Genomic DNA, 24,792 nt, shown 5'->3' on the forward strand with positions numbered 1-24,792 from the left:
GGCAGCGCGCGGGCGATCGCCGCGGTGGCCTCGAGCCCGCCGGGCGAGCCGCCGGAGGTCCAGCGCACCGCGAGCGCGCCGTCGTCGGTCGCGGCGCGCCAGGTGCACGCCGCCCCGTCGGCGCCTGCCGGCACCGCGTCGAGGGTCCGGACGTCGACGTCGAAGTCGTCGTGGAGCCACGCGCGCACGTCGGTCTCCGCCTGCACCGCCACCTGCTCCCCCTCCCGCCGTCCCGGCAGGCTAGGGGGCTCGTGTTGCCGCCTCGTTGCCGTCAGGTGCCGTTCCGGGGACGGCGGCGACCGGTCCGGCCCCGTCGGCCCGCCCGCGGGGACGTCGGACAATGGACGGCATGACCCCGACGATCCTGCTCGACCTCGACGGCACCCTCATCGACTCCGCCCCCGGCATCTACTCCTCGCTGCGGCACGCGTTCGCGGCGCACGGCCTGCCGGTGCCCGACGAGGCGACGCTGCGCACGTTCGTCGGCCCGCCGATCCACGACTCGATGCGTCGTCACCACGTGCCGGAGGAGCTCGTCGAGCCGGTCGTCGCGAGCTACCGCGAGGCGTTCGCCGCCGGCGGCCTCTACGACGCGACGGTCTACGACGGCGTCCCCGAGGCGCTGCAGGCCCTGCGCGACGCCGGCGTCCGGCTCGTCGTCGCGACCGCCAAGCCCGAGGTGTTCGCCGGGCCGATCGTCGAGCGGCTCGGGCTCGACCGCTTCGTCGACGGCGTCTTCGGAGCGCCCCTGGACGAGGGGACCTCGAAGGGCGACATCATCGCGCGCGCCCTCAGCACGAGCGCCGCGGGGCTCGACGCCGGTGCGCTGCTCATGGTCGGGGACCGCGAGCACGACGTGCACGGGGCGATCGAGAACGGGCTGCGGGCCGTCGGCGTGCGGTGGGGCTACGCGCAGCCGGGCGAGCTCGAGGACGCCGGCGCGACCGCCGTCGTCGCCGAGCCGGCCGACCTCGCCGCGACGGCGCTGGAGCTGCTGCGCGCCGCCGCTTGACCTTGACGCAGCGTCAACTCCTACCGTGGATCAGGTTCACATCCACGACGGAGGCGCAGCGATGAGCACGACCAGCGAGCGGGCGTCCCGCCGGCACGCGCACGCCTCGATCCAGGAGGTCGCCCGGCTCACCGGGACGACGAGCCGCACGCTGCGGCACTACCACCGGATCGGGCTGCTCGAGCCGTCGGGCGTCGGCACCAACGGGTACCGCCGGTACGACGCCGACGCGCTCGTGCGCCTGCAGCGGATCCTGCTGCTGCGCGACCTCGGGCTCGGCCTCGCGGACATCCGCGAGGTGCTCGACCGGGAGACGGACGAGACGGCGGCGCTGCGCCGCCACCTCGACCGGCTCCACGACGAGCAGCGGCGGCTCGCCCGCCGCATCGCCTCCGTCGAACGGACCATCCACGCACGGGAGGAGGGGGTCGCGATCATGGCGAAGGACATGTTCGACGGCTTCGACCACACGCAGTACCAGGACGAGGTCGAGCAGCGCTGGGGCGCGGACGCGTACGCGGCGTCCGACACCTGGTGGCGGTCGATGAGCGAGGACGAGCGCACCGCCTGGAAGGCGCGCACGGCCCAGCTCGCGCAGGACTGGGCGGCCGCCGCGGAGCGCGACGTCGACCCCGCCTCCGACGAGGCGCAGGAGCTGGCGTCCCGGCACGTCGCCTGGCTCGGGTCGGTGCCCGGCACGCCGGGCCACGGGTCCACGCCGGTGCGCGAGTACGTCACCGGGCTCGCCGACATGTACGTCGCGGACGAGCGGTTCGCGGCGAGCTACGGCGGGCGGCACGGGGCGACGTTCGTCCGCGACGCGCTGCACGCGTACGCGGCCCGGCACCTGTAGCCCGCGACAGCGACGGCCGGCCCCTTCCCGGGGGCCGGCCGTCGACGCCTGCCCGTCAGGACGACGCGATCGAGCGCTGCCACTCGTCGTGCAGCGCGGCGAACCGCCCGCCGGCGGCGACGAGCTGTGCGGGCGAGCCGTCCTCGACGACCCGGCCCGCGTCGACCACGAGCACGCGGTCGGCACCCATGACGGTCGAGAGGCGGTGCGCGATGACGACCGCCGTCCGGCCGGCCAGCAGGGTGCGCAGCCCCTCCTGCACGAGCGCCTCGCCGGGCACGTCCAGCGCGCTCGTCGCCTCGTCGAGGATCAGCACGGCGGGGTCGGCGAGGAACGCCCGGGCGAACGAGACGAGCTGACGCTGACCGGCGGAGAGCCGGCCGCCGCGCTTGTCCACCTCGGTGTCGTACCCGTCCGGGAGCGACGCCACGAGCTCGTGCACGCCCACCGCGCGGGCGGCGGCCTCGATCTCCTCGCGCGTCGCGTCGGGGCGGCCGAGCGCGATGTTCGCGGCCACCGACCCCGAGAACAGGTAGGCCTCCTGGGTCACCATGACGAGCGAGCGCCGCAGGTCGGCAGGGTCGGCCTCGCGCACGTCGATGCCGTCGACGAGCACCGCGCCGGCGCGCACGTCGTAGAACCGCGCGAGCAGCTTGGCGACGGTCGACTTCCCGGCGCCCGTCTCCCCGACGAGCGCGACGACCTGCCCCGCCGGGACGTGCAGGTCGAGCCGCGGCAGGACCGTGGGCCCGTCGCCGTAGCCGAACTCGACGCCGTCGAAGCGCACGTCGCCGCGCACGTCCCGCAGCGGCACGGGGTGCACCGGGTCCGGCACGGACGGCTCGTGCCCGAGCAGCCCGGCGAGCTTCTCCAGCGCGGCGGTCGCCGACTGGAACGAGTTGTAGACCATGCCGATGTCGCGCAGCGGCGCGAAGAACCGCCGCGCGTAGAGCACCGCGGCGACGAGGACGCCGACGTCGAGGCCGCCGTCCAGCACGCGCAGGCCCCCGAGCAGCAGCACGACCGCCACGGTGACGTTGCCGATCAGCGTGAGGCTGGAGTCGAACACGCCGTTGATGCGGATCGACCGGGCCGTGTTCGCCCGGTAGTCCTCGGCCAGGCCGTCGTACGTCGCCGCGGTCGCGGGCTCGCGGCGGAACGCCTGCACCGCGCGGATGCCCGTCATGGTCTCGACGAACCGCACGATCACCCGCGCGACCGCGGTGCGGCTGGCCCGGTAGAGCACGACCGAGCGGAGCTGGAACCAGCGGGTCACCAGCGCGCCCGGCACGACGGCGACCAGCAGGACCAGGCCCGACCGCCAGTCCAGCAGCGCCAGCGAGACGCCGGTCAGCAGCATCGCCAGCGTGCTCGTCGCGAGGGTCGTGATGCCGCCGTCGAGCAGCTCGCGCAGCGCGTCGAGGTCGGACGTCTGCCGCGAGATGATCCGGCCCGACGTGTAGCGCTCGTGGAACTCGAGGTCGAGGCGCTGGGTGTGCCGGAACACGCGGCGCCGCAGGTCCAGCAGGATCGACTGGCTCACGCGCGCGGACGTGCGCACGGTCGCCGCCGTCAGCAGGCCGCCGAGCAGCGCGGCGACCAGGTAGCCGCCCGCCGCGAACCACAGCGGGCGCGCGTCGCCGCCGCGCAGGGCCGGCAGCGCGGAGTCGATCCCGTAGGCGACGAGCGCGGGGCCGGCGACGAGCGCGACCTGCGAGCCGACGACGAGCAGCGCGGTGCCCCACACCGCGCGGGCGACGGGGCGGACGAGCGAGCCGAGCAGGCGCATCGACCGCGCACGCAGCGCCCGGCCGTCGAGCGTCTCCTCGTCCGACGCGGGCGGGCGGACGGCCGTCGTGCTCATCGGACCGCCTCGACGGGCTCGTCGGCGTGCTCGTGCTCCAGCGCCGTCAGCACGTACCGGTAGTGCGGGTGGCTCGCGAGCAGCTCAGCGTGCCGGCCGACGCCCGTGATGCGGCCGTCCTCCAGCACCGCGACACGGTCCGCGAGCGCGACCGTCGACGTGCGGTGGGCGACGACCAGGGTCGTGGTCGAGGCGAGCGTGGCCCGCAGCCGCGCGGTGACGCGCGCCTCCGTCTCGACGTCCAGGGCGGACAGCGGGTCGTCGAGCAGCAGCACCCGTGGGTGCACGGCGATGGCCCGCGCGAGCGCGATGCGCTGGCGCTGCCCGCCCGACAGGCTCAGTCCTTCCTCGCCGATGACGGTGTCGAGCCCTCGCGGCAGCCGGCGGGCGAACCCCGCGTGCGCGACCTCCAGCGCCTCCTCCAGGCGCGCCTCGGCGGCCTCGTCGTCGACGTCCTCGACGCCGAGCAGCACGTTCTCCCGCACCGACGCGGAGAACAGGATGGGGTCCTCGAACGCGACCGAGACGGCCGCGCGCAGCTCGGCCCGCGTGAGGTCGCGGACGTCGACGCCGTCGATGCGGACGGCGCCCGCCGTCACGTCGGAGAGCCGGGGCACGAGCTGCAGGAGCGTCGTCTTGCCGCTGCCGGTGACGCCGACGAGCGCCATCGTCTCGCCCGGCTCCAGCGCCAGGTCGACGCCCGCGAGCACCTCGCCGGAGGCCTCGCCCCGCCGCGGCGCGTGGGCGAACCGGACCCCCGCGAGCTCCACCCGGGCGCCCCGCGGGTCGGCGGGCGGCAGGTGGGCCGGCGCGGCCGGGTCCTGCACCGCGGGCACCGTGTCGATCACCTGCACGTAGCGGTCGGTCGCCGCCTTGGCGTCGAGGGTCATGGCCAGGAGCTGCCCCAGCCGCTCGACCGGGTTGTTGACCACGGCGGCGGTGGCGAAGAAGGCGACCAGCGCACCGACGCTCAGCTGCCCGCTCGCCGCGAGCGGCACGCCCACGGCCAGCGCCACCGCGAGCACCGCCTCGGGGATCGCGCCGAGCGCGAACGAGACGCGCGAGAGGGTGCGGGCCTTGTGCACCTCGGTCTCGCGCAGCGCGTCGGCCTGGCGGGCGAAGTCCTCGAGCGCGTCCTCCCCGCGGCCGAACGCCTTGAGCACGCGGATGCCGTGCACGGACTCCTCGACGGTCGTCGCGAGGTCGCCGGCCTGGTCGCGCGCCCGGCGGGCGACCACCTTGTAGTCCTCGCGGAACCGGAAGCCCAGCCAGACCATCGGGACGGCGCCGGCGACGTAGACGAGGCCGAGCTGCCAGGACGTGGCGAGCATGAGGCCCACGCCCACGACGATCGTCGTGGCCGACACCAGCGTCATGACCAGGCCGAAGACGATCCAGCGCCGGATCGTCGACAGGTCGCTCATCGCGCGCGAGAGCAGCTGCCCGCCCGACCAGCGGTCGTGGAACGCGACCGGCTGGTCCAGCAGGTGGCGGAACAGCGTCGTGCGCATGTCCCGCTCGACGCTGGTGCCGGGCGTGAGGATCAGCGCGCGACGGCACCAGACGAGGAACGCCTCGAGCGCGCCCAGCGCGAGGACGAGCAGCGAGCCGAGGACGACGCCCCGCGTCGACCCGTCGCCGAGCAGCGGCCCGTTGACGACCCACCGCAGCACCTGCGGGACGGCGAGGGCGAGCAGGCTCGCCCCGAGCGCGGTGAGGCCGCCCAGCGCGATCCGCGGCAGGGCAGGGCGCGCCCACTCGCGCAGGCGCCACAGCACCCGCAGGGTCGAGGAGGACGCGCCGCCGGACGAGGAGGGTGGAGCGACGGGCACCCGCCCACCCTACGAACGGTCCCCGACAGCCGCGCGGTCAGTCTCGGCGGGCGGTCGTCCAGTTGTTGACCTGGGCGCGCGGGCGCACCACCAGCAGGTCGACGTTGACGTGCGGCGGGCGGCCGAGCGCGAACGCGATGACGTCGGCGACGTCGTCCGCCACCAGCGGCTCGTAGCCCTGGTACACGGCCGCCGCGCGCTCCGCGTCGCCGCCGAACCGGACGAGCGAGAACTCCTCCGTGGCGACCGCGCCTGGCGCGACCTGGATCACACGCACCGGTTCCCCCGCGAGCTCCCAGCGCAGCGTCGTCGCGAGCATCTGCTCGGCCGCCTTCACGCCCGTGTACCCCGCTCCCCCCACGTACGGGTCGAGCGCCGCGGTCGACGTCAGCACCAGCACGTCGCCGCCGCGCTCGCGCAGCGTCGGCAGCAGCGCCTGCGTGACCCGCAGCGTGCCCAGCACGTTGAGCTCGTACATCGTGCGCCACTGCTCGAGGTCCGCGTCGGCGACGGGGTCGAGGCCCAGCGCACCGCCCGCGTTGTTGACCAGCGCGTCGAGACCACCCGTCGCCAGCACGTGCTCGGCAAGCGCGGCGACGTCGTCGTCCTTCGTCACGTCCGCCACGACCGGGACGGCGCCCGTCTCGGCCGCGAGCGCCTCCAGCCGGTCGGCTCGTCGGGCGGTCGCGACGACGTCCCAGCCGTCCGCCCGCAGCCGGCGCACGGTCGCGGCGCCGATCCCGGACGAGGCACCGGTGACGAGGGCGCGGCGGGGACGGTCGGTGGGAGGCATGCGGGCTCCTGCGGGTCGCGTGGCTGTCGTCCGCACGGTACCCGCGGGCGCCCCGTCGCCGGCGCCCGTCGCCGCGACGCGGACTCGCCCGGCACCGGCACCGCGACCTAGGGTGTGCGAGGACCCCGGCCGTGCTTGGCCGAGGACGCGCGCCCGCAGCGGCAGCGCCCGGGGCGCGACGTGCGCCCGACCCCCGGCCCCGGGTCGTCCCCCACCCTCTGCCCAGGGAGACCTCCCGATGATGCGCCCGAGGATCGTCGCCGCCCTGCTGCCCCTGCTGGCCCTCGCGGCCTGCGCGGGCGGCCCGGCCGGCTCGTCGCCCTCCGCCACCCCGACCGCGTCCGACGCCGGCTTCACCCCGGTGACCGTCGACGACTGCGGCACGACCGTGACGGTCGAGCAGCCGCCGCAGCGCGTGGTGACCATCAAGTCCACGTCGACCGAGATGATGCTGGCCCTGGGGCTCGGCGACCGGCTCGTCGGAACGGCGTTCGCGGACGGGCCCGTGCCCGACGCGTGGGCGGACGCGGCCGCGGACGTGCCGGTGCTCTCCGACAAGGTGCCCGGCCAGGAGGCGCTGCTCGAGGTCGAGCCGGACTTCGTCTACGCCGGCTGGGAGTCGAACTTCTCCGCCGACGGCGCGGGCGACCGCGCGACGCTCGCGGGCCTGGGGATCCAGACGTACGTCTCCCCCGCCGCGTGCAAGGAGAAGGGCTACATGCCCGACCCGCTCACGTTCGACGAGGTGTTCGGCGAGATCCGCGAGGTGGCGTCGTTCTTCGGCGTGCAGGACCGGGCCGAGGCGCTGGTCGCGGAGCAGCAGGCGCAGCTCGATGCCGTGCAGAAGCCGGCCGAGCCGACGACCGCGCTCTGGTACAGCTCGGGCACGGACACGCCGTACGTCGGCGCGGGGATCGGCTCGCCGCAGATGGTGATGGACGCGGCGGGCCTGACCAACGTGTTCGCCGACGTGCACGACACGTGGACCTCGGTCAGCTGGGAGAAGGTCGTCGAGGCGGACCCCGACGTGCTCGTGCTGGTCGACGCGACGTGGAACACCGCCGCCGACAAGATCACGATGCTGGAGTCCAACCCGGCGACGCGGGAGCTCACCGCGGTGCGCGAGCACCGGTACGTCACCGTGCCGTTCCCGGCGAGCGAGGCGGGCGTCCGCTCCGCCTCCGCCGTGACGTCCGTGGCCGAGCAGGTCGCGGCCCTGGGGTCGTGAGCACGACGACGAGCGAGCCGGCACCGACGAGGGCGGCGCAGGACCGGGCGGACGGCGTCCCCGCCGCGCCGGCGCGCACGCCGCTCGCGGTGCTGCTCGCCGTCGGCGTGGCGGTGCTCGTCGCGACGGTGCTCGTCGCGGTGACGATCGGCCCGGCGGACCTGTCGGTGTCGGAGGTGGCCCGCAGCATCGGCGGGCACCTCGGGCTGGACGTGGTGCCCGTCGAGCGGCTGCGGGACGCCATCGTCTGGGAGCTGCGGCTGCCGCGCGTGCTGACCGCCGCCGCGGTCGGCGCCGGGCTGGCACTGGCGGGCGCCGTCATGCAGTCGCTCACCCGCAACCCGCTCGCGGACCCGTACCTGCTGGGTCTGTCGTCCGGGGCGTCGCTGGGCGCGGTCGCCGTCCTCGTCGTCGGCGTCGGGCTGCTGCTGCCCGTGGCCGCGTTCGCGGGGGCCCTCGCCGCGCTGGCCGCGACGCTGGCGCTGGCCCGCACCGGCGGCACGCTGACGCCCGGCCGGGCCGTGCTGGCGGGGCTCGCGGTCTCGCAGCTGTGCGCCGCCGGCACGTCGTTCGTCATCTTCTGGACCGCGACGGGCGACTCCTACCGCGAGATTCTGTCCTGGCTGCTGGGGTCGCTCGCCGGGTCGACGTGGCAGTCGGTCGCGATCAGCGCGCCTGCCGTCCTCGTCGTCGGCACCGTGCTGGTGCTCGCCGGCCTGCGCCTCGACGCGTTCGCGTTCGGCGACACGGCCGCGGCCGCGCTCGGCATCGACGTCGACCGCACGCGGTGGACCCTGCTGACCCTCGTCGCGCTGCTCACTGGGGCGATGGTCGCCGTCTCCGGCGCCATCGGCTTCGTCGGCCTGGTGCTGCCCCACGCCGTCGGGTCGCTCACGGGGCCGGCGCACCGGCGCCTGCTCCCGGTCGCCGCCGTGACGGGCGCGGTCTTCCTCGTGTGGGCGGACACGCTCGCGCGGACGGTGTTCGACCCGCGCGAGCTGCCCGTCGGGATCGTCACGGCGCTCGTCGGCGTGCCCGTGTTCGCGGTGCTGCTGCGCCGCCGCGGGGGGTCGGCATGGACCTGACGCCCTACCCCGTCCGCGTCGACGGCGTCCGCGTCCGCCTGGGTGGGCGGTGGGTCGTCGACGAGGTCGACGCGACGCCCCCCGCCGGGCGGCTCACCGGGCTGCTGGGCCCGAACGGCGCCGGCAAGACGACGCTGCTGCGGACCGTCGCGGGTCTGCTCGTGCCCGATGGCGGCGCGGTGCTCGTCGGGGACGACAGCCAGGACGTGCGTGCGCTCCCCCGCCGCGAGCGCGCGCGACGGGTGGCGCTGCTCGAGCAGGAGTCGTCCAGCACCGTGCCGCTCACGGTGCGGGAGGTCGTCGCGCTCGGCCGGACGCCGTTCCGCACGCTGTGGGGCGCCGACGACGACGCCGAGGCGGTGCACCGCGCGCTGGCGACCGCCGGCGTGGCCGAGCTCGCCGACCGGTTGTGGTCCACCCTGTCGGGCGGCGAGCGCCAGCGCGTCCACGTCGCGCGTGCGCTCGCGCAGGAGCCGAGCCTGCTGCTGCTCGACGAGCCGACGAACCACCTCGACGTGAGCGCCCAGCTCAGCCTGCTCGGGTTCGTGCGGAGCCTCGGCACCACGACGGTCGCCGCGCTGCACGACCTCAACCTCGCCGCAGCCTTCTGCGACCACGTGCTCCTGCTGCACCGCGGCCGGCTCGTCGCGTCCGGCACGCCGGAGCAGGTGCTCACCCCCGCACGCCTGCGGGAGGTCTACGACGTCGACGCCGACGTGCTGGTCCACCCCCGCACGGGCCGCCCGGTGATCGCGCTCGCGGGCCGGGCGGAGGCAGACGCGTGAGGATCACGGTGCTGTCCGGCGGCGTCGGCGGCGCGCGGTTCACCCGCGGGCTCCTCCGGCTCCTGCGCGAGCGCCTGCCCGACGGCGACGGCGGCACCCGCGCGCGCGTCACCGTGGTCGCGAACACCGGCGACGACCTGTGGCTGCACGGCGTGCGCGTCTGCCCCGACCTGGACACGCTCATGTACACGCTCGGCGGCGCCGTGCACGAGGAGCAGGGCTGGGGGCGGCGCGAGGAGTCCCGCCGCGTGTCCCGGGACCTCGCCGCGTACGGGCTCGGCTGGGAGTGGTTCACGCTCGGCGACCTCGACCTCGCGACGCACCTCGCGCGCACCGAGCTGCTGCGCCGCGGCGAGCCGCTGTCCGCCGTGACCCGCCGGCTCGCCCGGCGCTGGTCGCTCCCGGTCGAGCTGCTGCCCATGACCGACGACGAGGTCGAGACGCACGTCGTCACGGACGAGGGGACGCTCCACTTCGAGGAATGGTGGGTGCGCCACCGCGCCGCGCTGCCCGCGCGCGGGTTCCTGCAGGCCGGCGTCGAGGGCGCCTCCCCGGCGCCCGGCGTGCTCGAGGCGCTGGCGGGGGCCGACGTCGTGCTCGTGCCGCCCTCGAACCCGGTCGTCTCCGTCGGCACGATCCTCGGCGTGCCGGGCGTGCGCGACGCGCTGCGGGCGGCACCCGGGCCGGTCGTCGGGGTGAGCCCGATCGTCGGCGGCGCCCCCGTACGCGGCATGGCGGACGCGTGCCTCACGGCGATCGGCGTCGCGACCGACGCCGCCGCGGTCGCGGAGCACTACGGACGGCGGGTGGACGGCGGCGTGCTCGACGCGTGGCTCGTCGACGACGCGGACGCGCCGGCCGCCCGGCACCTGAGCGAGGCGGGGTGGACCGCCGCCGCGGCCCCCACGCTCATGACGGACGAGGACGCCGCCGCTCGCGTCGCCGCCGCCGCGCTCGACCTCGTGGGGCGCGCGCCGTGACCCGCTGGTGGGTCGTCGTCCCGGTCAAGGAGGCCGCCCGCGGCAAGAGCCGCCTCGCCGGCGTCCTGCCGGACGACGACCGCACCGCGCTCGTCCGCGCCATGGCGCTCGACACGCTCGCCGCCGTGCGGGGCGCCCGGTCCGTCGCGGGCGTCGTCCTGGTGTGCTCCGACGAGGCGCTCGCGCGCGTCGCGGCGGACGACACCGCCACCGCCCCGCTCGTCGTCGTCGACGACCCCGCCGCGGGCCTGGACGCCGCGGTGCTCGCGGGCGCGCACGAGGCGCGCCGGCGGGCCCCGGGATGCCCGCTGGCCGTCGTGCTCGGCGACCTGCCGCTCCTCACGCCGGAGGGCGTCGAGGAGGTCCTGGACCGCGCCGCCCCGCACGAGCGCGCGCACGTGCCCGACGCCGCCGGCACCGGCACGACCGTCCTCACCGCGCTCACGTCGCTGCGCCCGTCCTTCGGCTCCGGCTCGTCCGCTCGCCACGCGGCCGCGGGTCACGTGCCCCTCACGCTGCCTGCCGGCTCGGGCGCCCGTCACGACGTCGACGTCCCCGACGACCTCGCGTGGACCCGCGCGCACCGGCCGGCGCCGCGCACCCGGCGCGCCCTCACCCCCTCCGCCTGAGGGCCGGTGTGCGGACGGGCGGCGTGCGGCAGGATGGCCGCATGACGCTGTGGATCACCGGCGAGCCCGCCGCGGACGAGCTGCTCTCCACCGACCCGTTCGCGCTGCTGGTCGGCATGCTGCTGGACCAGCAGTACCCGATGGAGGCCGCCTTCGCCGGCCCGTGGAAGCTCCGGGAGCGGATGGGCGACCTCGACCCGCACGTCATCGCGGACGCCGACCCCGAGGAGTTCGTGGCCCTGTGCACGACGCCCCCGGCCGTGCACCGCTACCCGGGCTCGATGGCGGCCCGCATCCAGGCCGTCGCCCGCGCCGTCGTCGAGGAGTACCACGGCGACGCGGCCCGGATCTGGACGCACGGCGACCCCGACGGCGCGACGGTGCTGCGGCGGCTCAAGGCGCTGCCGGGCTTCGGCGACCAGAAGGCGCGCATCTTCCTCGCGCTGCTCGGCAAGCAGCTCGGCGTCGAGCCGCTCGGGTGGCGCGAGGCCGCCGGCGCCTACGGCGAGGACGGCTCCCGGCGCTCGATCGCCGACGTCACCGACCCGACGTCGCTCGCGGAGGTCCGCGCGACGAAGAAGGCCGCGAAGGCCGCCGCCAAGGCCGGCTGAGGCACCACCTCGCGCCTGCGCCCGGATCACGGCCCGGCGTGGCACGCTCGCGCCATGATCGTGGTCACGACCGACGAGCTCCCCGGGCACCGCATCACGGCCGTGCTCGGCGAGGTGATGGGCCTGCGCACCGGCACGCCGGCGGTGAGCCTGAGCCGCGCGTTCGGGTCCATCGGCCAGGCGGAGTCGCCGGACCTCACGCGCGCGTCGTACGACATGCGACGCGACGCCGTGAACCGGCTCGTCGCGGAGGCCGCCGCGCGCGGCGCGAACGCCGTCGTCGGGCTGCGCATGGACACGGCCGCCGCGGAGCAGCACCGCGAGATCCTGGCGTACGGCACCGCGGTGGTCGTCGAGCCGGTCGACGCCGGCTCCTGACGGGCGCGGCGCGTCAGCCGCGCTGCTCCACCGCGTCCTTCCAGCCCTGGGCGTACGCCTCGGCGCTGCCCTGGTGGAACATGTCGTCGTCGCCGACGCGCGCTAGCGTGCGGGCGCCCGGGCCGTCGTCGTCCGTCACCACGTCCAGCCCTCGGACAACGGCGAGCGGCCGTCCCGCGGCCTTGCCCTTGACGAGCTCCGCGGCCGAGGCGATCTCGTCCGCCGTGGCGGTGACCGTCATCTCCAGCGGCCGGCCGAACGAGTCGAGCTGCCCCTTGAGGTCGTCGAGCAGCCGGACGCCCGCCGCCCCGATGGTGAGGTCCGTGACGCCCTGGCGCCAGGGCCGGCCCGCCGTGTCGGTCACGAGCAGCCCGAGCCGGACGCCGAACGCCTCCTGCAGCCCCGCGCGCAGCGAGCGGGCGCTCGCGTCGGGGTCCTCGGGCAGGAGCAGCACCGTGCCGGCGGGGGTGTTGCTCGCGTCGACGCCGGCGGCGGCCATGACGAGCCCGAGGCGGTTCTCGACGATCCGGGTGACCCCGCGGGCGTGCTCGCGCGTCGCGACGACGCGCACGGTCTCGTCGGTGATGGCCTGCTCGCGGTCGTCCGCGGCGACGACCCGCCCCTCCGCCTTCGAGACGACCTTGCTCGTCAGGACCAGGACGTCCCCGTCCGCCAGGGCGTGGCCGGGCTCCGCGGCCGCGTCGGCGCGCAGCACCTCGACGAGCAGCGCCAGGAAATCGTCGCCCGGCTGGATCTCCGGCAGCCCGTCCGGCGCCCAGACGCGCAGCTCCACTAGCGCGCCAGCTTCGGCAGGACGTCGCGGCCGAAGACCTCGATCCACTCGCGCTGGTTGCGACCGACGTTGTGCAGGTAGACGCGGTCGAAGCCGAGGTCGACGTACTTCTGGATCTCGGCGCGGTGCACGTCGGGGTCGGCCGAGATGACCATGCGGCCCTCGAAGTCCTCGGGTCGCACGAGCTTCGCCATCTGCTCGAAGTCGAACGGCGAGCGGATGTCGGCCTTCGGGAACTTCATGCCGCCGTTGGGCCACTCGTGCATCGCGTTCGCGAGGGCCTGCTCGTCGGTCTCCGCCCACGAGAGGTGCAGCTGCAGGACCTTCGGCATCGACCCCGGGTCCCGGCCGGCCTCGCGCGCGCCGTCGTCGAACTTCTGGAACAGGCCCGAGATCTTCTCCAGCGGCGCCCCGACGGTGATGAGACCGTCCGCGACCCGCCCCGCGCGCTTGGCCGTCACGGGGCCGGCGGTCGCGACGAGGATCTCGGGCGCGACCTCCGGCATCGTCCACAGGCGGGTCGACTCGAGCTTGTAGAACTGGCCGGCGTGCTTGACGTCCTTGCCCGCGAGGGACGACGAGAACAGCTTCTTGATGATGTCGATGGCCTCGAACATGCGGTTGATGCGCTCGGGCGCCTCGGGCCAGTAGCCGGCCACGACGTGCTCGTTGAGCGCCTCGCCGGAACCGAGACCCAGCCAGTGCCGCCCCGGGTACATCGCGGCGAGCGTGGCGCTGGCCTGCGCGACCATCGCGGGGTGCCAGCGGAACGTCGGCGCCGTGACGCCGGGGCCCATGTCGCCACGGGTGCGCTCGCCGATCGCGGTGAGCACGTTCCACACGAACGCGGCCTGCCCCTGCGCCGGGACCCACGGCTGGTAGTGGTCCGCCGCCATGACGCCGGAGAAGCCGTGCTCCTCCGCGAGCGCGGAGAGCTCGACCGCCTCGGTCGGGTGGAACTGCTCCAGCATCGCCGCGTACCCGACGGTCAGCCCGCCCACCGTGCCGTTCCCGGTGCCGCTCTCGGTCACGTGCCACCTCTCCCGCTCGTCGTCCCGCTCGTCCCGCTCGTCCCGCTCGTCGCGAGGGCACGCGGTCGGCGCTCACCCTCGGTGCGAGGCTAACCCCGCGGGGCGGCGAGCGCGGGCTCGTCCTCGTCCGGGCCGCGGCCGCCTGCGGACGGCTCGGCGGTGACCGGGGCCGGCAGCAGGGCGGCGGCGGCGTCCCGGTCCGCGCCCCGACGCACGAGCGCGACGCCGGCCACGACGAGCACCGCACCGACGACCTGGACGGCCAGCGGCGCCTCGGCGAGCAGGAGCCACGCGAGCAGTACCGCGAACAGCACCTCGGTGAGCGCGAGGAACGACGCGACCCGCTCGCCGAGCATCCGCACGGACACCGCCGAGACGCCGTAGGCGACCGCGGTGGGCAGCACGCCGACGACGGCGAGCGGGACGAACCACGGCACGACGACGCCGACGACCTCGACGTCCACGAGCGGCGCCTCGAGCGGCAGGACGCCCACGAGCGCCGCGGCGCCGATGGCGAGGGCGCCGACGCCCATGCCGGCGCCGGCGAGGCCGACGGGCGGCAGCTCGGTGGGCCGCGCGGTGAAGGCGAAGTAGGCGGCGTTGCCGACGGCGGCGACGAGCGCGAACAGCAGGCCGACCGGGTCGAGGCGCACGGCGCCGGTGAGGTCGAGGACGAGCACCAGGCCGCCCATGGCGAGGGCGGCGCCGACGAGGGTGGCGCGCGCCGGTACCCGCCGGGTCCGGAGCCATCGCCACGCCACGAGCAGCAGCGGGCCGGTGTACTCGACGAGCAGCGCGACCGCCACGGGCAGGCGCTCGACCGCCAGGAAGTACATCCCGGCGGCGACGGCGACGCCGAGCGTGCCGAAGCCGACCACGGTGCGCCACTCCTGCCGCAGCGCGCCCCACCGGCCGCGCAGCGCCCAGCACGCGGGGCCCGCGAGCAGGAGCGTGCCGAGCGTCAGCCGCACGAGGATCGCGGCGCCGGGCGACCACCCGGCGGCGAGCAGCGGCTTGACCACCGGCCCGCTGGTCGCGAACGCCAGCGCGGCGACGAGCCCGGCGGCGATGCCCACGCTGCGGCCGCGCACGCCCGCGGCACCCACGACGACCCCCGACACCTGCGACCTCCCGCATCGAATCGCCTGGTGGGGGCACGATGTCCGCACACGTCACCCTCGTGAGGTCGTGTGGGCTGGTGCGGGCTCTCAGGCGTGAGCTGCTCGTACGCTCGTGACACTAGGGCCAGACGAATTCAGGAGTCAACATGGTCTTCGCCCCTGACACGGAGGCGAACCTGGCCGCCGCGGCCGACCTGGTGAACACGGCCCGGCGCCGCGACGGCGTCGACGCGCTCACCACGCCCGACGAGCTCGACGCGTTCTACGAGCGCTGGCGCTACTCGGTGCGCCACGACGGCGACGCCGCCGAGGTCGCCGCGGTGCGCGAGACCCGCGACCGGCTCGCCCGCCTGTGGTCCGTCGACCGCGACGAGGCGGCGGCGACGGTCAACGCGATGCTCGCGGAGTCGCAGGCCCGGCCGTTCCTCGTCCGGCACGACGGCATGGACTGGCACCTGCACGCCACCGCGCCCGACGCGCCGCTCGCCACCGTCATCCTCGTCGAGTCGGCGATGGCGGTCGTCGACGTCGTCCGCAGCGACGAGCAGTCGCGCCTGCGGACGTGCGAGGCGGAGGACTGCGACGCCGTGCTCGTCGACCTCTCGCGCAACCGCTCCCGCCGGTTCTGCGACGTCAACAACTGCGCGAACCGCGCGCACGTCGCCGCCTACCGCGCCCGGCGCGCCGCCGACTGACGCGCCACCCGGACGGCCCCGGCGGCCGCGGACCGTGCGCCGCGCACGAGCCCCGGTGCCCGTCGGAGCGGCGTCACGCGGGCGGCGTCGGTCCCGCCCTCGATCTGGGAGGATGTGTGCTCATGACCGACACCACCCCCACGTCCGCCACGCCCGCCCCGGCCCTCAAGCCCACGCGCGTCGTACCGGACAGGGTCTCGCTCGACGGCGTCGAGGAGCGGTGGGACGCGCAGTGGTCCGCCGAGGGCACGTACCGGTTCGACCGCACGCGCACGCGCGAGCAGGTCTACTCCATCGACACGCCGCCCCCCACGGTGTCCGGCTCGCTGCACGTCGGGCACGTGTTCTCGTACACGCACACCGACGTCGTCGCCCGCTACCGGCGGATGCGCGGCGCCGAGGTCTTCTACCCGATGGGCTGGGACGACAACGGCCTGCCCACCGAGCGGCGCGTGCAGAACTACTACGGCGTGCGCTGCGACCCCTCGCTCCCCTACGTCGAGGGCTTCGAGCCGCCGCACACGGGCACCGAGGGCAAGGCGGTCAAGCCCGCCGACCAGGTGCCCGTCTCGCGGCGCAACTTCGTCGAGCTCTGCGAGCGTCTGACGACCGAGGACGAGAAGCAGTTCGAGGCGCTCTGGCGCCGCCTCGGCCTCTCGGTCGACTGGTCCATGACCTACCAGACGGTGTCGCAGGACTCGATCGCGGTCGCGCAGCAGGCGTTCCTGCGCAACCTCGCGCGCGGCGAGGCGTACCAGGCCCAGGCGCCCGGGCTGTGGGACGTCACCTTCCAGACGGCGGTCGCCCAGGCGGAGCTCGAGGCCCGCGACTACCCCGGCGCGTTCCACCGCGTCGCGTTCCACCGCCCCGACGGCACGCCCGTGCACATCGAGACGACGCGGCCCGAGCTGCTGCCCGCGTGCGTCGCGCTCATCGCGCACCCCGACGACGAGCGGTACCAGGCGCTGTTCGGCACGACGGTGACGTCGCCGATCTTCGGTGTCGAGCTGCCCGTGCTCCCCCACCCCGCGGCCGAGCCCGACAAGGGCGCCGGCATCGCGATGTGCTGCACCTTCGGCGACCTCACCGACGTGCAGTGGTGGCGCGAGCTGCAGCTGCCCACGCGCTCGGTCGTGGGCCGCGACGGGCGCATCGTGCGCGAGACGCCCGAGTGGCTGACCGGTGCCGGCGCGGCGTTCTACGCCGAGAGCCTCGCCGGGAAGACGACCTTCTCCGCGCGCGAGGCGGTCGTCGCCGGGCTGCGCGAGTCCGGCGACCTCGACGGCGAGCCCGTGCCGACCCAGCGCAAGGCGAACTTCTACGAGAAGGGCGACAAGCCGCTCGAGATCGTCACGAGCCGCCAGTGGTACCTGCGCAACGGCGGCCGCGACGAGGCGCTGCGCGACGCGCTGCTCGCGCGCGGCAAGGAGCTGGGCTTCCACCCCGACTTCATGCGCGTGCGGTACGAGAACTGGGTCGGCGGGCTCAACGGCGACTGGCTGGTCTCGCGCCAGCGCTTCTTCGGCGTGCCGTTCCCGGTCTGGTACCCCGTCGGCGAGGACGGCGAGGTCGACCACGACGCGCCGATCCTGCCCACCGAGGACGCGCTGCCCGTCGACCCGTCCTCCGACGTCCCGCCCGGCTACACGGCGGAGCAGCGCGGGGTGCCCGGCGGCTTCGTCGGCGACCCCGACATCATGGACACGTGGGCGACGAGCTCCCTCACGCCGCAGATCGTCGGCGGCTGGCGCACCGACCCCGACCTGTTCGCGCGCGTGTTCCCCATGGACCTGCGCCCGCAGGGCCAGGACATCATCCGGACGTGGCTCTTCTCGACCGTCGTGCGCTCGCACCTCGAGCACGGCTCGCTGCCGTGGTCCGACGCGGCCATCAGCGGCTGGATCCTCGACCCCGACCGCAAGAAGATGTCGAAGTCGAAGGGCAACGTCGTCACGCCGATGGGCCTGCTCGAGGAGCACGGGTCCGACGCCGTCCGCTACTGGGCGGCCTCCGCCCGGCTCGGCACCGACGCGGCGTTCGAGATCGGCCAGATGAAGATCGGCCGCCGCCTGGCGATCAAGGTGCTCAACGCGAGCAAGTTCGTGCTCTCGTTCGGCGGCGCCGACGAGCCCCTCCAGCTGGACCCCGCGCTCGTGACCGTCGCCCTGGACCGCGCGATGCTCGCCGGCCTGGCCGACGTCGTCGACGCCGCGACCGCCGCGCTCGAGGCGTACGACCACACGCGGGCGCTCGAGCTCACCGAGACGTTCTTCTGGACGTTCTGCGACGACTACCTGGAGCTCGTCAAGGACCGCGCGTACGGCGCGGGCGCGAGCGCCGACGAGGTCACCGCCGCGACGGTCTCCGCGCGGGCCGCGCTCGGCCTCGCGCTCGACACCCTGCTGCGCCTGCTGGCTCCCGTGCTGCCGTTCGCGACCGAGGAGGTCTGGTCGTGGTGGCGCGAGGGCTCGGTGCACCGCGCCCCGTGGCCGACCGCGGACGCGCTGCGCGCCGCCGCGGCGGACGCCGACCCCCGCGTCGTCGGTGCGGCGGGTGCCGCGCTGGCCGCGCTGCGCAAGGTCAAGTCCGAGGCCAAGGTCTCGATGCGCACCCCGATCGACGCCGTCACGCTCACCGTCCCGGACGCGCTGCGCGCGAGTGTCGAGGTCGCCCTCGACGACGTCCGCGCGGCCGGCCGCGTCACGGGCACGCTCGAGCTCGCGGCCGGCGACGGCGAGGTGCCGGTCGCGCGCGACGCCCAGCTGGTGACCGAGACCGCCTGACAGGAGCCCGCCATGCAGGAGCGCACGACCCCCTCACCGGTCGCCCTCGACGAGTCGATGTCGATCAACGACCTGCTGGCTCAGCGCCTCGAGCGCGACGCGGGCGGCGTGCTCGCGGAGCGGTCCGACGGGCAGGGTCGCTGGACGCCCGTCACCGTGCAGGCGTTCGCCGACGAGGTGCGCGCCGTGGCCAAGGGGCTCGTCGCGCTCGGGATCGCGCCGGGCGACCGGGTCGGCATCATGTCCCGCACGCGCTACGAGTGGACCGTCCTGGACTTCGCCGGGTGGGCCGCCGGAGCCGTCGTCGTGCCGATCTACGAGACGTCCTCCGCGGAGCAGGTGCGATGGATCGCCTCCGACTCGGGCGTCCGGCTCGTCGTCGTCGAGACCGCGGCGCACGCCGCGATCGTGGAGGAGGCGCGCGACGACCTGCCCGGGCTCGGCCAGGTCCTCGTCATCGACTCGGGCGCGCTCGGTGCGCTCGAGACCCTCGGGGCGACGGTCGACGACGACGAGGTCGCGCGGCGCTCGGAGGCGCTGAGCGGCGCGGACCTCGCGACCGTCATCTACACGTCCGGCACGACCGGGCGCCCCAAGGGCGCCGAGCTCACGCACGGCAACTTCGTCGCGCTCTCCCTGCTCGGCGTCGACGGGCTCGCCGACGTCTGCGCCGCGCCGGGCTCCCGCACGCTGCTCTTCCTGCCGCTCGCCCACGTGTTCGCGCGGTTCATCGAGGTGCTGTGCATCCCGTCCGGCGCCGTCATGGGGCACACGCCGGACGCCCGGCACCTCGTCGAGGACCTCGGCGCCTTCCGCCCGACGTTCGTGCTCGCGGTGCCGCGCGTGTTCGAGAAGGTCTACAACTCCGCGCAGCTCAAGGCGGGAGGCGGCGCCAAGCTGCGCGTGTTCCGCTGGTCGGCGAAGGTCGCGATCACGTGGTCGCGGGCCCTCGACACCCCGCGCGGCCCGTCCGCCGCGCTGCGCGCCCAGCACCGCGTCGCGGACGCGCTCGTGCTCGGCAAGCTCCGCGCAGCCCTGGGCGGCCACGCCCGCTACGCGATCTCGGGCGGTGCCCCGCTCGGCGAGCGGCTCGCGCACTTCTACCGCGGCGTCGGCGTCGTCGTGCTCGAGGGCTACGGCCTCACCGAGACGACGGCGCCCACCGCGGTGAACCTGCCCGAGCTGTCCAAGGTGGGCACGGTGGGACCGCCGTTCCCCGGCACGTCGATCCGCATCGCGGAGGACGGTGAGATCCAGGTGTCCGGCCCGCACGTGTTCCGCGGCTACCGGCACCTGCCGGAGGCGACCGCGGAGGCGTTCGACGACGGGTGGTTCCGCACCGGCGACATCGGCCACCTCGACGACGACGGCTACCTGCACATCACCGGCCGCAAGAAGGAGATCATCGTGACGGCCGGCGGCAAGAACGTCGCCCCCGCGGTGCTCGAGGACCGGCTGCGCGCGCACCCGCTCGTCAGCCAGGTCGTCGTCGTGGGCGACCAGCGCCCGTTCGTCGGCGCGCTGGTGACGATCGACGAGGAGATGCTGCCGGGGTGGCTCACGCAGCACGGGCTGCCGGCGATGACGGTCGCGGAGGCGCGGACGAACCCCGACGTGCTGGCGGCGCTCGACCGGGCCGTCGCCCGCGCGAACGACGCGGTCTCCCACGCCGAGTCGATCCGCAAGATCGAGGTCCTCGACACCGACCTCACCGAGGACAACGGCTACCTGACGCCGTCGCTCAAGGTGAAGCGCGCGCTCGTCGTCAAGGACTTCGCGCCGGCCATCGAGCGGCTGTACACCGACACCCGGGAGACCACCGGGCGCTGACGCACCGCCCGGGCCCGCAGGCCCGGGCGGCGTCCGTCACCTGCTCAGACGACTCCCCGGACCCGCCGGGTGTCCGCGGACTGCGTCAGCACGGACTCGCTCGGCGTCGAGCCGTCGCGCCACCGCAGCACGGCCCCCACGCCGTCGACGAGCTCGACGGCGCCGTCGTCGGCGAACGTCACGCCGGCGTCCTGCGCGAGGGCCGCGCGCACCAGCGCGACGCCGACGGGCATCTCGCGCGTGTCGCCCTCCCCCACGCCCAGCGCCGCCAGGTCGTCCGCACCGACGCCGAGCTGCAGCGGCTCCGGGCCGACCCACACGGACCGCTCGACGAGCGACCCGGTCAGCGAGCCGGTGTGCAGGACGAGCTCGTCGACCTGACCGCGTCGCAGCACGTCCACCACGTCGTCCAGCGCCGTCACGGCGCCCGAGCCCTGGCCGAGCGACTGGGCGAACCGATCCAGCACGGCCGCGCGCCGGCGCAGGCGGAAGGCGTCGAGAGCCTCGCGCACGCGCTCCTCGAACGCCTCCTGCCGGATCCCGTCGCCCCGGCCGCCACCGGGCACCTCGACGAGCAGCTCCCCGACGCGCTTGTCCACCGCGTCCCGCACGAGCGCGACGGCCCGCAGGTCGCCCGTGAGCACGACGAGCTCGGGCTGCTGCTCCGCGACGGCCCGGTCGAGCGCGGCGGCGACGGCCTCCGCGTTGCGGCTCCACGAGTCCTCGGCGCGCGTCTGCGCGCGCCGCTCCATGCCGTCGCGGGTCTTGTGGATCTCGTCGTGGCCGCCCTCGACGGTCTCCGTCCGCTTGCCCCTCCGGCCCGTCCCGTCGACCCACGTGAGGTCCGCACCGGAGCGGTCCACGGCGACGACGACGAACCGCACCGCGTCGTCCGCGGCGCGCGCGGCCGGCAGCAGCGCCGGGACGGGTCCGAACACGCCCTCGGACTGCGCCGGCGGCTCCGACAGCACGCGGTCCACCCGGACGCCCTCCGAGTCCGCGACCACGACCCGCCCGTGCGGGCCGCGCTGCCAGGTGGGGACCGCGATGGTCTCCCCGATCTCGTCGAGGACGGCCGCGGGCGCGCCGTCGCGCTCCAGACCGCGCCGCACCGACCGCCATCGCTCGACCACGCCCTGCTCGCCCGGCCCCTCGGTCGGCGTCGCGTCGAGATACACCGTGGTGAACGGTGCCGGTCGGCCGAGAAGCGGCTTGAGCCAGTGCAGATCCATGTGGCGGTACCTCCCCGAACGGTCGACGGCGGGCCGCGAGACGCTCCGTCCCTGGCGCGCCGGAACTGTCCCACCCACCCAACTCCACCCCGCCGCGGCGCGCCACCCCGGCCGGACGGACGGACGGACGCGTAGGGTCCTGGGCTCGTGGACCTCACCTTCCGGGACGCCCGGCGCGACGACCTGCCCCGCATCGTCGAGCTCATCGCCGACGACGCGATCGCCGCCGCCCGCACCGGCAGCTTCGGCGAGGCGCACGAGCGGGCGTTCGCGGCGATCGCCGCCGACCCCAACAACGAGCTGGTCGTCGCCGAGGTCGACGGGCGGGTGGTCGGCGTCATGCAGCTGACCTACATCCCGTCGATCTCGCGGGACGCGGGGACGCGGCTGCTGGTCGAGGCGGTGCGCGTGGACGCGGCGCTGCGGGGCGCCGGCCTGGGCACCCGCCTCATGGAGCACGCCCACGACCGGGGCCGGGCGCGGGGCTGCACGCTGGCCCAGCTCACGTCCGACAAGCGCCGGCCGGACGCCCACCGGTTCTACCGGGCGCTCGGCTACGCGCAGTCGCACGAGGGGTTCAAGCGCGCGCTCTGACGCGCGCCCGCCGGGGGTCAGTCGGCCCGGGTCGCCCGGTGGTCCTCCGCGATCTGCTCGTGGTGGCGGATGACCTCCGCGACGATGAACGCGAGGAACTTCTCGGCGAAGACGGGGTCGAGGTCCGCCTGCCGGGCGAGCTCGCGCAGCCGGGCGACCTGCGCGGCCTCGCGCGCCGGGTCGGACGGCGGCAGCCCCTCGGCGGCCTTGAGCACGCCGACGCGCTGCGTCGCCTTGAACCGCTCGGCCAGCAGGTGGACGAGCGCCGCGTCGATGTTGTCGATGCTGCCGCGCAGGCGCGCCAGCTCCGCGGGGATCGGGGCCGGCAGGTCGCTCACGCCGCCAGCCTAGGCAACGACGACCGGCGTCAGGCGCTCTTCTCGCGAGGCGGACGCTTCTCGCGCGGGGTGTCCCGCGGCACGAGCGTCGGGTTGACGTTCTCCAGGACGACGTCCCGGGTGATGAGGACCCGCGCGACGTCGTCGCGGCTCGGCACCTCGAACATCACCTGCTGGAGGACCTCCTCCATGATCGCGCGCAGGCCGCGCGCGCCCGTGCCGCGCAGGAGCGCCTGGTCCGCGATCGCCGCCACCGCCTCGTCGTCGAACTCGAGCTCGACGCCGTCGATGGTGAACATGCGCTGGTACTGCTTGACGAGCGCGTTGCGGGGCTCGGTGAGGATGCGCACCAGCGCGTCGCGGTCGAGGTGCGACACCGCGGCGACGACGGGGAGCCGGCCGATGAACTCGGGGATGAGGCCGTACTTCTGCAGGTCCTCGGGGCGCACCTCGGCGAACAGGTCGCCGGTGTCGTGGCCCTCGGACAGCGGCGAGCCGAAGCCGACGACGCGCTTGCGCGCCCGCGCCGCGATGATGTCGTCCAGCCCGGAGAACGCGCCGGCCACGATGAACAGGACGTTCGTCGTGTCGATCTGGATGAACTCCTGGTGCGGGTGCTTGCGGCCGCCCTGCGGCGGGACCGAGGCGGAGGTGCCCTCGATGATCTTCAGCAGCGCCTGCTGCACGCCCTCGCCGGAGACGTCGCGCGTGATGGACGGGTTCTCGCTCTTGCGGGCGATCTTGTCGATCTCGTCGATGTAGATGATGCCCGTCTCGGCCTTCTTGACGTCGTAGTCGGCGGCCTGGATGAGCTTGAGCAGGATGTTCTCGACGTCCTCGCCGACGTAGCCCGCCTCGGTGAGGGCCGTGGCGTCGGCGATCGCGAACGGGACGTTGAGCATCCGGGCGAGGGTCTGCGCCAGGTACGTCTTGCCCGTCCCCGTGGGGCCGACGAGCAGGATGTTCGACTTCGCGATCTCGACCGGGTCGTCGGCGGACGGCCGCCCGGACTCACCCGCCTGGATGCGCTTGTAGTGGTTGTACACCGCGACCGCGAGGGCCCGCTTGGCCGACTCCTGGCCGATGATGTACTGCTCGAGGAACTCGAAGATCTCCTTCGGCTTCGGCAGCTCGACCAGGCCGACCTCGGTCGCCTCGGCGAGCTCCTCCTCGATGATCTCGTTGCAGAGCTCGATGCACTCGTCGCAGATGTAGACGCCGGGGCCCGCGATCAGCTTCTTGACCTGCTTCTGGGACTTGCCGCAGAACGAGCACTTGAGGAGATCTGCCCCGTCTCCGATTCGAGCCACGTCGCGTCCCTTCGTGTCGCCGGTCCCGGTCGGGCCGGCGCTGCTGTGCCGTCAGTCCCCTGCCACGCCGTCGGTGCCCGGCCGGACGACCCTCGTCCGGCCCGCACCCGCCGCGCGCGGGCGGTGCCTACCCATTGGACACTACGCCGCGGGCCGCTGTCAGGCGTAGCCGGTTCGTGCGCCCGGCGTGTCCCTCGTTCGCCCCCCGTCGCGGTGGTCCGACGACGGCGTCGGGCGGCCCCGGCCACGGGGCCCGGACCGCCCGACGACGTGCTGCTGCCTGCTCGGCCGCTCAGTCCTCGGGCTTGGCGTCGACGACCGTCGGCCGGGCGCCCTTGCGGCTCTCGAGCACCTGGTCGATGAGGCCGTACTCGAGCGCCTGCTTCGCGGTGAGGATCTTGTCGCGCTCGATGTCCTGCCGGACGAGGTCGACGTCCCGGCCGGTGTGGTGCGCGATCGTCTGCTCGAGCCACTCGCGCATGCGGATCAGCTCGTTGGCGTGGATCTCGATGTCGGAGGCCTGCGCGTAGCCGCCGCCCTCCATCGCGGGCTGGTGGATCAGCACGCGCGCGTTCGGCAGCGCCAGGCGCTTGCCGGGCGTACCGGCCGCGAGCAGCACCGCGGCCGCCGACGCCGCCTGCCCCAGGCAGACGGTCTGGATGGCCGGCTTGATGTACTGCATCGTGTCGTAGATCGCCGTGAGCGCCGTGAACGAGCCGCCGGGCGAGTTGATGTTGATGATGATGTCGCGGTCGGGGTCGGCGCTCTCCAGCACGAGCAGCTGGGCCATCACGTCGTCCGCCGACGCGTCGTCCACCTGCACGCCGAGGAAGATGATGCGGTCCTCGAACAGCTTGGTGTACGGGTCCTGGCGCTTGTAGCCGTAGGCCGTCCGCTCCTCGAACTGGGGCAGCACGTAGCGGCTCGCGGGCGACGCCGGCGCGTACCCGCCCGCGAGCGAGGCCGCGCGGGCGATGAACTGGGACTCGGTGCTCACAGGTCTCTCCTCAGCGTC

General features: G+C 75.0%; 24 protein-coding genes. 13 read left to right on the plus strand and 11 right to left on the minus strand.

Annotated elements, in window-relative coordinates; translation table 11 throughout:
• Positions 1 to 206: hypothetical protein (locus tag HGCM_RS20020; protein WP_218917049.1), on the minus strand; the 206-nt coding region annotated here is incomplete at its 3' end.
• 143 nt (positions 207 to 349) lie between these two features.
• On the opposite strand from HGCM_RS20020, the gene HGCM_RS14580 reads away from it, so the two are divergent.
• Together HGCM_RS14580 and HGCM_RS14585 are read left to right on the plus strand one after the other, a co-directional pair.
• Positions 350 to 1,012, plus strand: coding sequence for an HAD hydrolase-like protein (locus HGCM_RS14580; protein WP_019137562.1), 663 nt, complete (start codon positions 350 to 352; stop codon positions 1,010 to 1,012).
• Between the two features lie 61 nt (positions 1,013 to 1,073).
• Complete coding sequence (locus tag HGCM_RS14585; protein WP_019137563.1) at positions 1,074 to 1,865, plus strand: MerR family transcriptional regulator; 792 nt, start codon at positions 1,074 to 1,076, stop codon at positions 1,863 to 1,865.
• Positions 1,866 to 1,920: 55 nt separating this feature from the next.
• Here HGCM_RS14585 and HGCM_RS14590 read toward each other — a convergent pair whose 3' ends face one another.
• From HGCM_RS14590 to HGCM_RS14600, 3 genes are read right to left on the minus strand one after another with little or no spacing between them, the layout of a single operon-like run.
• On the minus strand, positions 1,921 to 3,729 hold the full coding sequence (locus tag HGCM_RS14590; RefSeq protein ID WP_019137564.1) for an ABC transporter ATP-binding protein: 1,809 nt from the start codon (positions 3,727 to 3,729) through the stop codon (positions 1,921 to 1,923).
• A complete protein-coding gene (locus tag HGCM_RS14595; protein WP_019137565.1) occupies positions 3,726 to 5,561 on the minus strand; it encodes an ABC transporter ATP-binding protein in 1,836 nt (611 codons plus the stop codon). Before HGCM_RS14595 ends, HGCM_RS14590 begins: the two co-directional genes overlap by 4 nt.
• A gap of 37 nt (positions 5,562 to 5,598) precedes the next feature.
• Positions 5,599 to 6,354, minus strand: a complete 756-nt coding sequence (locus HGCM_RS14600; protein ID WP_019137566.1) for an SDR family oxidoreductase — start codon at positions 6,352 to 6,354, stop codon at positions 5,599 to 5,601.
• Positions 6,355 to 6,592: 238 nt separating this feature from the next.
• Between HGCM_RS14600 and HGCM_RS14605 the strand changes: the two genes are divergently transcribed.
• The 7 genes from HGCM_RS14605 to HGCM_RS14635 are packed head-to-tail and all read left to right on the plus strand — an operon-like array spanning position 6,593 to position 12,050.
• Positions 6,593 to 7,582 (plus strand): putative F420-0 ABC transporter substrate-binding protein, encoded by a 990-nt coding sequence (locus tag HGCM_RS14605; RefSeq protein WP_019137567.1) that lies wholly within the window; start codon positions 6,593 to 6,595, stop codon positions 7,580 to 7,582.
• Positions 7,579 to 8,667, plus strand: a complete 1,089-nt coding sequence (locus tag HGCM_RS14610; RefSeq protein WP_019137568.1) for a putative F420-0 ABC transporter permease subunit — start codon at positions 7,579 to 7,581, stop codon at positions 8,665 to 8,667. Before HGCM_RS14605 ends, HGCM_RS14610 begins: the two co-directional genes overlap by 4 nt.
• On the plus strand, positions 8,658 to 9,452 hold the full coding sequence (locus HGCM_RS14615; RefSeq protein WP_019137569.1) for an ABC transporter ATP-binding protein: 795 nt from the start codon (positions 8,658 to 8,660) through the stop codon (positions 9,450 to 9,452). Before HGCM_RS14610 ends, HGCM_RS14615 begins: the two co-directional genes overlap by 10 nt.
• On the plus strand, positions 9,449 to 10,432 hold the full coding sequence (gene cofD, locus HGCM_RS14620) for a 2-phospho-L-lactate transferase (RefSeq protein ID WP_026075502.1): 984 nt from the start codon (positions 9,449 to 9,451) through the stop codon (positions 10,430 to 10,432). Before HGCM_RS14615 ends, cofD begins: the two co-directional genes overlap by 4 nt.
• The gene (gene cofC, locus HGCM_RS18455; protein WP_019137571.1) at positions 10,429 to 11,061 is read left to right on the plus strand and encodes a 2-phospho-L-lactate guanylyltransferase; all 633 of its coding nucleotides are present in this window, start codon (positions 10,429 to 10,431) and stop codon (positions 11,059 to 11,061) included. Before cofD ends, cofC begins: the two co-directional genes overlap by 4 nt.
• 41 nt (positions 11,062 to 11,102) lie before the next feature.
• Positions 11,103 to 11,672 carry an HhH-GPD-type base excision DNA repair protein gene (locus HGCM_RS14630; protein WP_026075503.1) on the plus strand — a complete coding sequence of 190 codons (570 nt, stop codon included), beginning with the start codon at positions 11,103 to 11,105 and terminating at the stop codon, positions 11,670 to 11,672.
• Positions 11,673 to 11,726: 54 nt separating this feature from the next.
• On the plus strand, positions 11,727 to 12,050 hold the full coding sequence (locus HGCM_RS14635; protein ID WP_019137573.1) for a heavy metal-binding domain-containing protein: 324 nt from the start codon (positions 11,727 to 11,729) through the stop codon (positions 12,048 to 12,050).
• A gap of 13 nt (positions 12,051 to 12,063) precedes the next feature.
• Here HGCM_RS14635 and HGCM_RS14640 read toward each other — a convergent pair whose 3' ends face one another.
• The 3 genes from HGCM_RS14640 to HGCM_RS14650 form a co-directional block, all read right to left on the minus strand.
• A complete protein-coding gene (locus HGCM_RS14640) occupies positions 12,064 to 12,843 on the minus strand; it encodes a coenzyme F420-0:L-glutamate ligase (RefSeq protein WP_019137574.1) in 780 nt (259 codons plus the stop codon).
• Positions 12,843 to 13,874, minus strand: coding sequence for a TIGR03557 family F420-dependent LLM class oxidoreductase (locus tag HGCM_RS14645; RefSeq protein WP_019137575.1), 1,032 nt, complete (start codon positions 13,872 to 13,874; stop codon positions 12,843 to 12,845). Before HGCM_RS14645 ends, HGCM_RS14640 begins: the two co-directional genes overlap by 1 nt.
• Before the next feature lie 89 nt (positions 13,875 to 13,963).
• Positions 13,964 to 14,995: an EamA family transporter gene (locus tag HGCM_RS14650; RefSeq protein ID WP_019137576.1), complete on the minus strand. Its 1,032-nt coding sequence runs from the start codon at positions 14,993 to 14,995 to the stop codon at positions 13,964 to 13,966.
• A 146-nt stretch (positions 14,996 to 15,141) separates the two neighbouring features.
• On the opposite strand from HGCM_RS14650, the gene HGCM_RS14655 reads away from it, so the two are divergent.
• From HGCM_RS14655 to HGCM_RS14665, 3 genes are all read left to right on the plus strand, one after another.
• Positions 15,142 to 15,690, plus strand: coding sequence for a CGNR zinc finger domain-containing protein (locus tag HGCM_RS14655; RefSeq protein WP_019137577.1), 549 nt, complete (start codon positions 15,142 to 15,144; stop codon positions 15,688 to 15,690).
• Between the two features lie 122 nt (positions 15,691 to 15,812).
• A complete protein-coding gene (gene valS / locus HGCM_RS14660; protein WP_019137578.1) occupies positions 15,813 to 18,473 on the plus strand; it encodes a valine--tRNA ligase in 2,661 nt (886 codons plus the stop codon).
• A 12-nt stretch (positions 18,474 to 18,485) separates the two neighbouring features.
• Entirely contained in the window at positions 18,486 to 20,303 is a 1,818-nt protein-coding gene (locus HGCM_RS14665; protein ID WP_019137579.1) for an AMP-dependent synthetase/ligase, read from the plus strand.
• A 44-nt stretch (positions 20,304 to 20,347) separates the two neighbouring features.
• Here the strand turns inward: HGCM_RS14665 and HGCM_RS14670 are convergent, their stop codons facing one another.
• Positions 20,348 to 21,535 carry a baeRF2 domain-containing protein gene (locus tag HGCM_RS14670; protein WP_019137580.1) on the minus strand — a complete coding sequence of 396 codons (1,188 nt, stop codon included), beginning with the start codon at positions 21,533 to 21,535 and terminating at the stop codon, positions 20,348 to 20,350.
• Between the two features lie 147 nt (positions 21,536 to 21,682).
• Here HGCM_RS14670 and HGCM_RS14675 point away from each other — a divergent pair, with 147 nt between their 5' ends.
• Entirely contained in the window at positions 21,683 to 22,129 is a 447-nt protein-coding gene (locus HGCM_RS14675; protein WP_019137581.1) for a GNAT family N-acetyltransferase, read from the plus strand.
• A 17-nt stretch (positions 22,130 to 22,146) separates the two neighbouring features.
• Here HGCM_RS14675 and HGCM_RS14680 read toward each other — a convergent pair whose 3' ends face one another.
• The 3 genes from HGCM_RS14680 to HGCM_RS14690 form a co-directional block, all read right to left on the minus strand.
• The gene (locus tag HGCM_RS14680) at positions 22,147 to 22,467 is read right to left on the minus strand and encodes a chorismate mutase (RefSeq protein WP_019137582.1); all 321 of its coding nucleotides are present in this window, start codon (positions 22,465 to 22,467) and stop codon (positions 22,147 to 22,149) included.
• Positions 22,468 to 22,496: 29 nt separating this feature from the next.
• Complete coding sequence (gene clpX, locus HGCM_RS14685) at positions 22,497 to 23,777, minus strand: ATP-dependent Clp protease ATP-binding subunit ClpX (RefSeq protein ID WP_019137583.1); 1,281 nt, start codon at positions 23,775 to 23,777, stop codon at positions 22,497 to 22,499.
• 292 nt (positions 23,778 to 24,069) lie between these two features.
• Positions 24,070 to 24,774 carry an ATP-dependent Clp protease proteolytic subunit gene (locus tag HGCM_RS14690; protein WP_019137584.1) on the minus strand — a complete coding sequence of 235 codons (705 nt, stop codon included), beginning with the start codon at positions 24,772 to 24,774 and terminating at the stop codon, positions 24,070 to 24,072.
• Positions 24,775 to 24,792: the final 18 nt, after the last annotated feature.

The organism is Cellulomonas massiliensis JC225 (genome assembly GCF_000312005.1).
GTDB lineage: Bacteria > Actinomycetota > Actinomycetes > Actinomycetales > Cellulomonadaceae > Cellulomonas > Cellulomonas massiliensis.

Coding starts and splice junctions, on each gene's coding strand:
- HGCM_RS14580 (WP_019137562.1), top strand. CDS start 350: ATGACCCCGACGATCCTGCTCGACCTCGACGGCACCCTCATCGACTCC.
- HGCM_RS14585 (WP_019137563.1), top strand. CDS start 1,074: ATGAGCACGACCAGCGAGCGGGCGTCCCGCCGGCACGCGCACGCCTCG.
- HGCM_RS14590 (WP_019137564.1), bottom strand. CDS start 3,729: ATGAGCACGACGGCCGTCCGCCCGCCCGCGTCGGACGAGGAGACGCTC.
- HGCM_RS14600 (WP_019137566.1), bottom strand. CDS start 6,354: ATGCCTCCCACCGACCGTCCCCGCCGCGCCCTCGTCACCGGTGCCTCG.
- HGCM_RS14605 (WP_019137567.1), top strand. CDS start 6,593: ATGATGCGCCCGAGGATCGTCGCCGCCCTGCTGCCCCTGCTGGCCCTC.
- HGCM_RS14615 (WP_019137569.1), top strand. CDS start 8,658: ATGGACCTGACGCCCTACCCCGTCCGCGTCGACGGCGTCCGCGTCCGC.
- HGCM_RS14630 (WP_026075503.1), top strand. CDS start 11,103: ATGACGCTGTGGATCACCGGCGAGCCCGCCGCGGACGAGCTGCTCTCC.
- HGCM_RS14635 (WP_019137573.1), top strand. CDS start 11,727: ATGATCGTGGTCACGACCGACGAGCTCCCCGGGCACCGCATCACGGCC.
- HGCM_RS14655 (WP_019137577.1), top strand. CDS start 15,142: ATGGTCTTCGCCCCTGACACGGAGGCGAACCTGGCCGCCGCGGCCGAC.
- valS (WP_019137578.1), top strand. CDS start 15,813: ATGACCGACACCACCCCCACGTCCGCCACGCCCGCCCCGGCCCTCAAG.
- HGCM_RS14665 (WP_019137579.1), top strand. CDS start 18,486: ATGCAGGAGCGCACGACCCCCTCACCGGTCGCCCTCGACGAGTCGATG.
- HGCM_RS14670 (WP_019137580.1), bottom strand. CDS start 21,535: ATGGATCTGCACTGGCTCAAGCCGCTTCTCGGCCGACCGGCACCGTTC.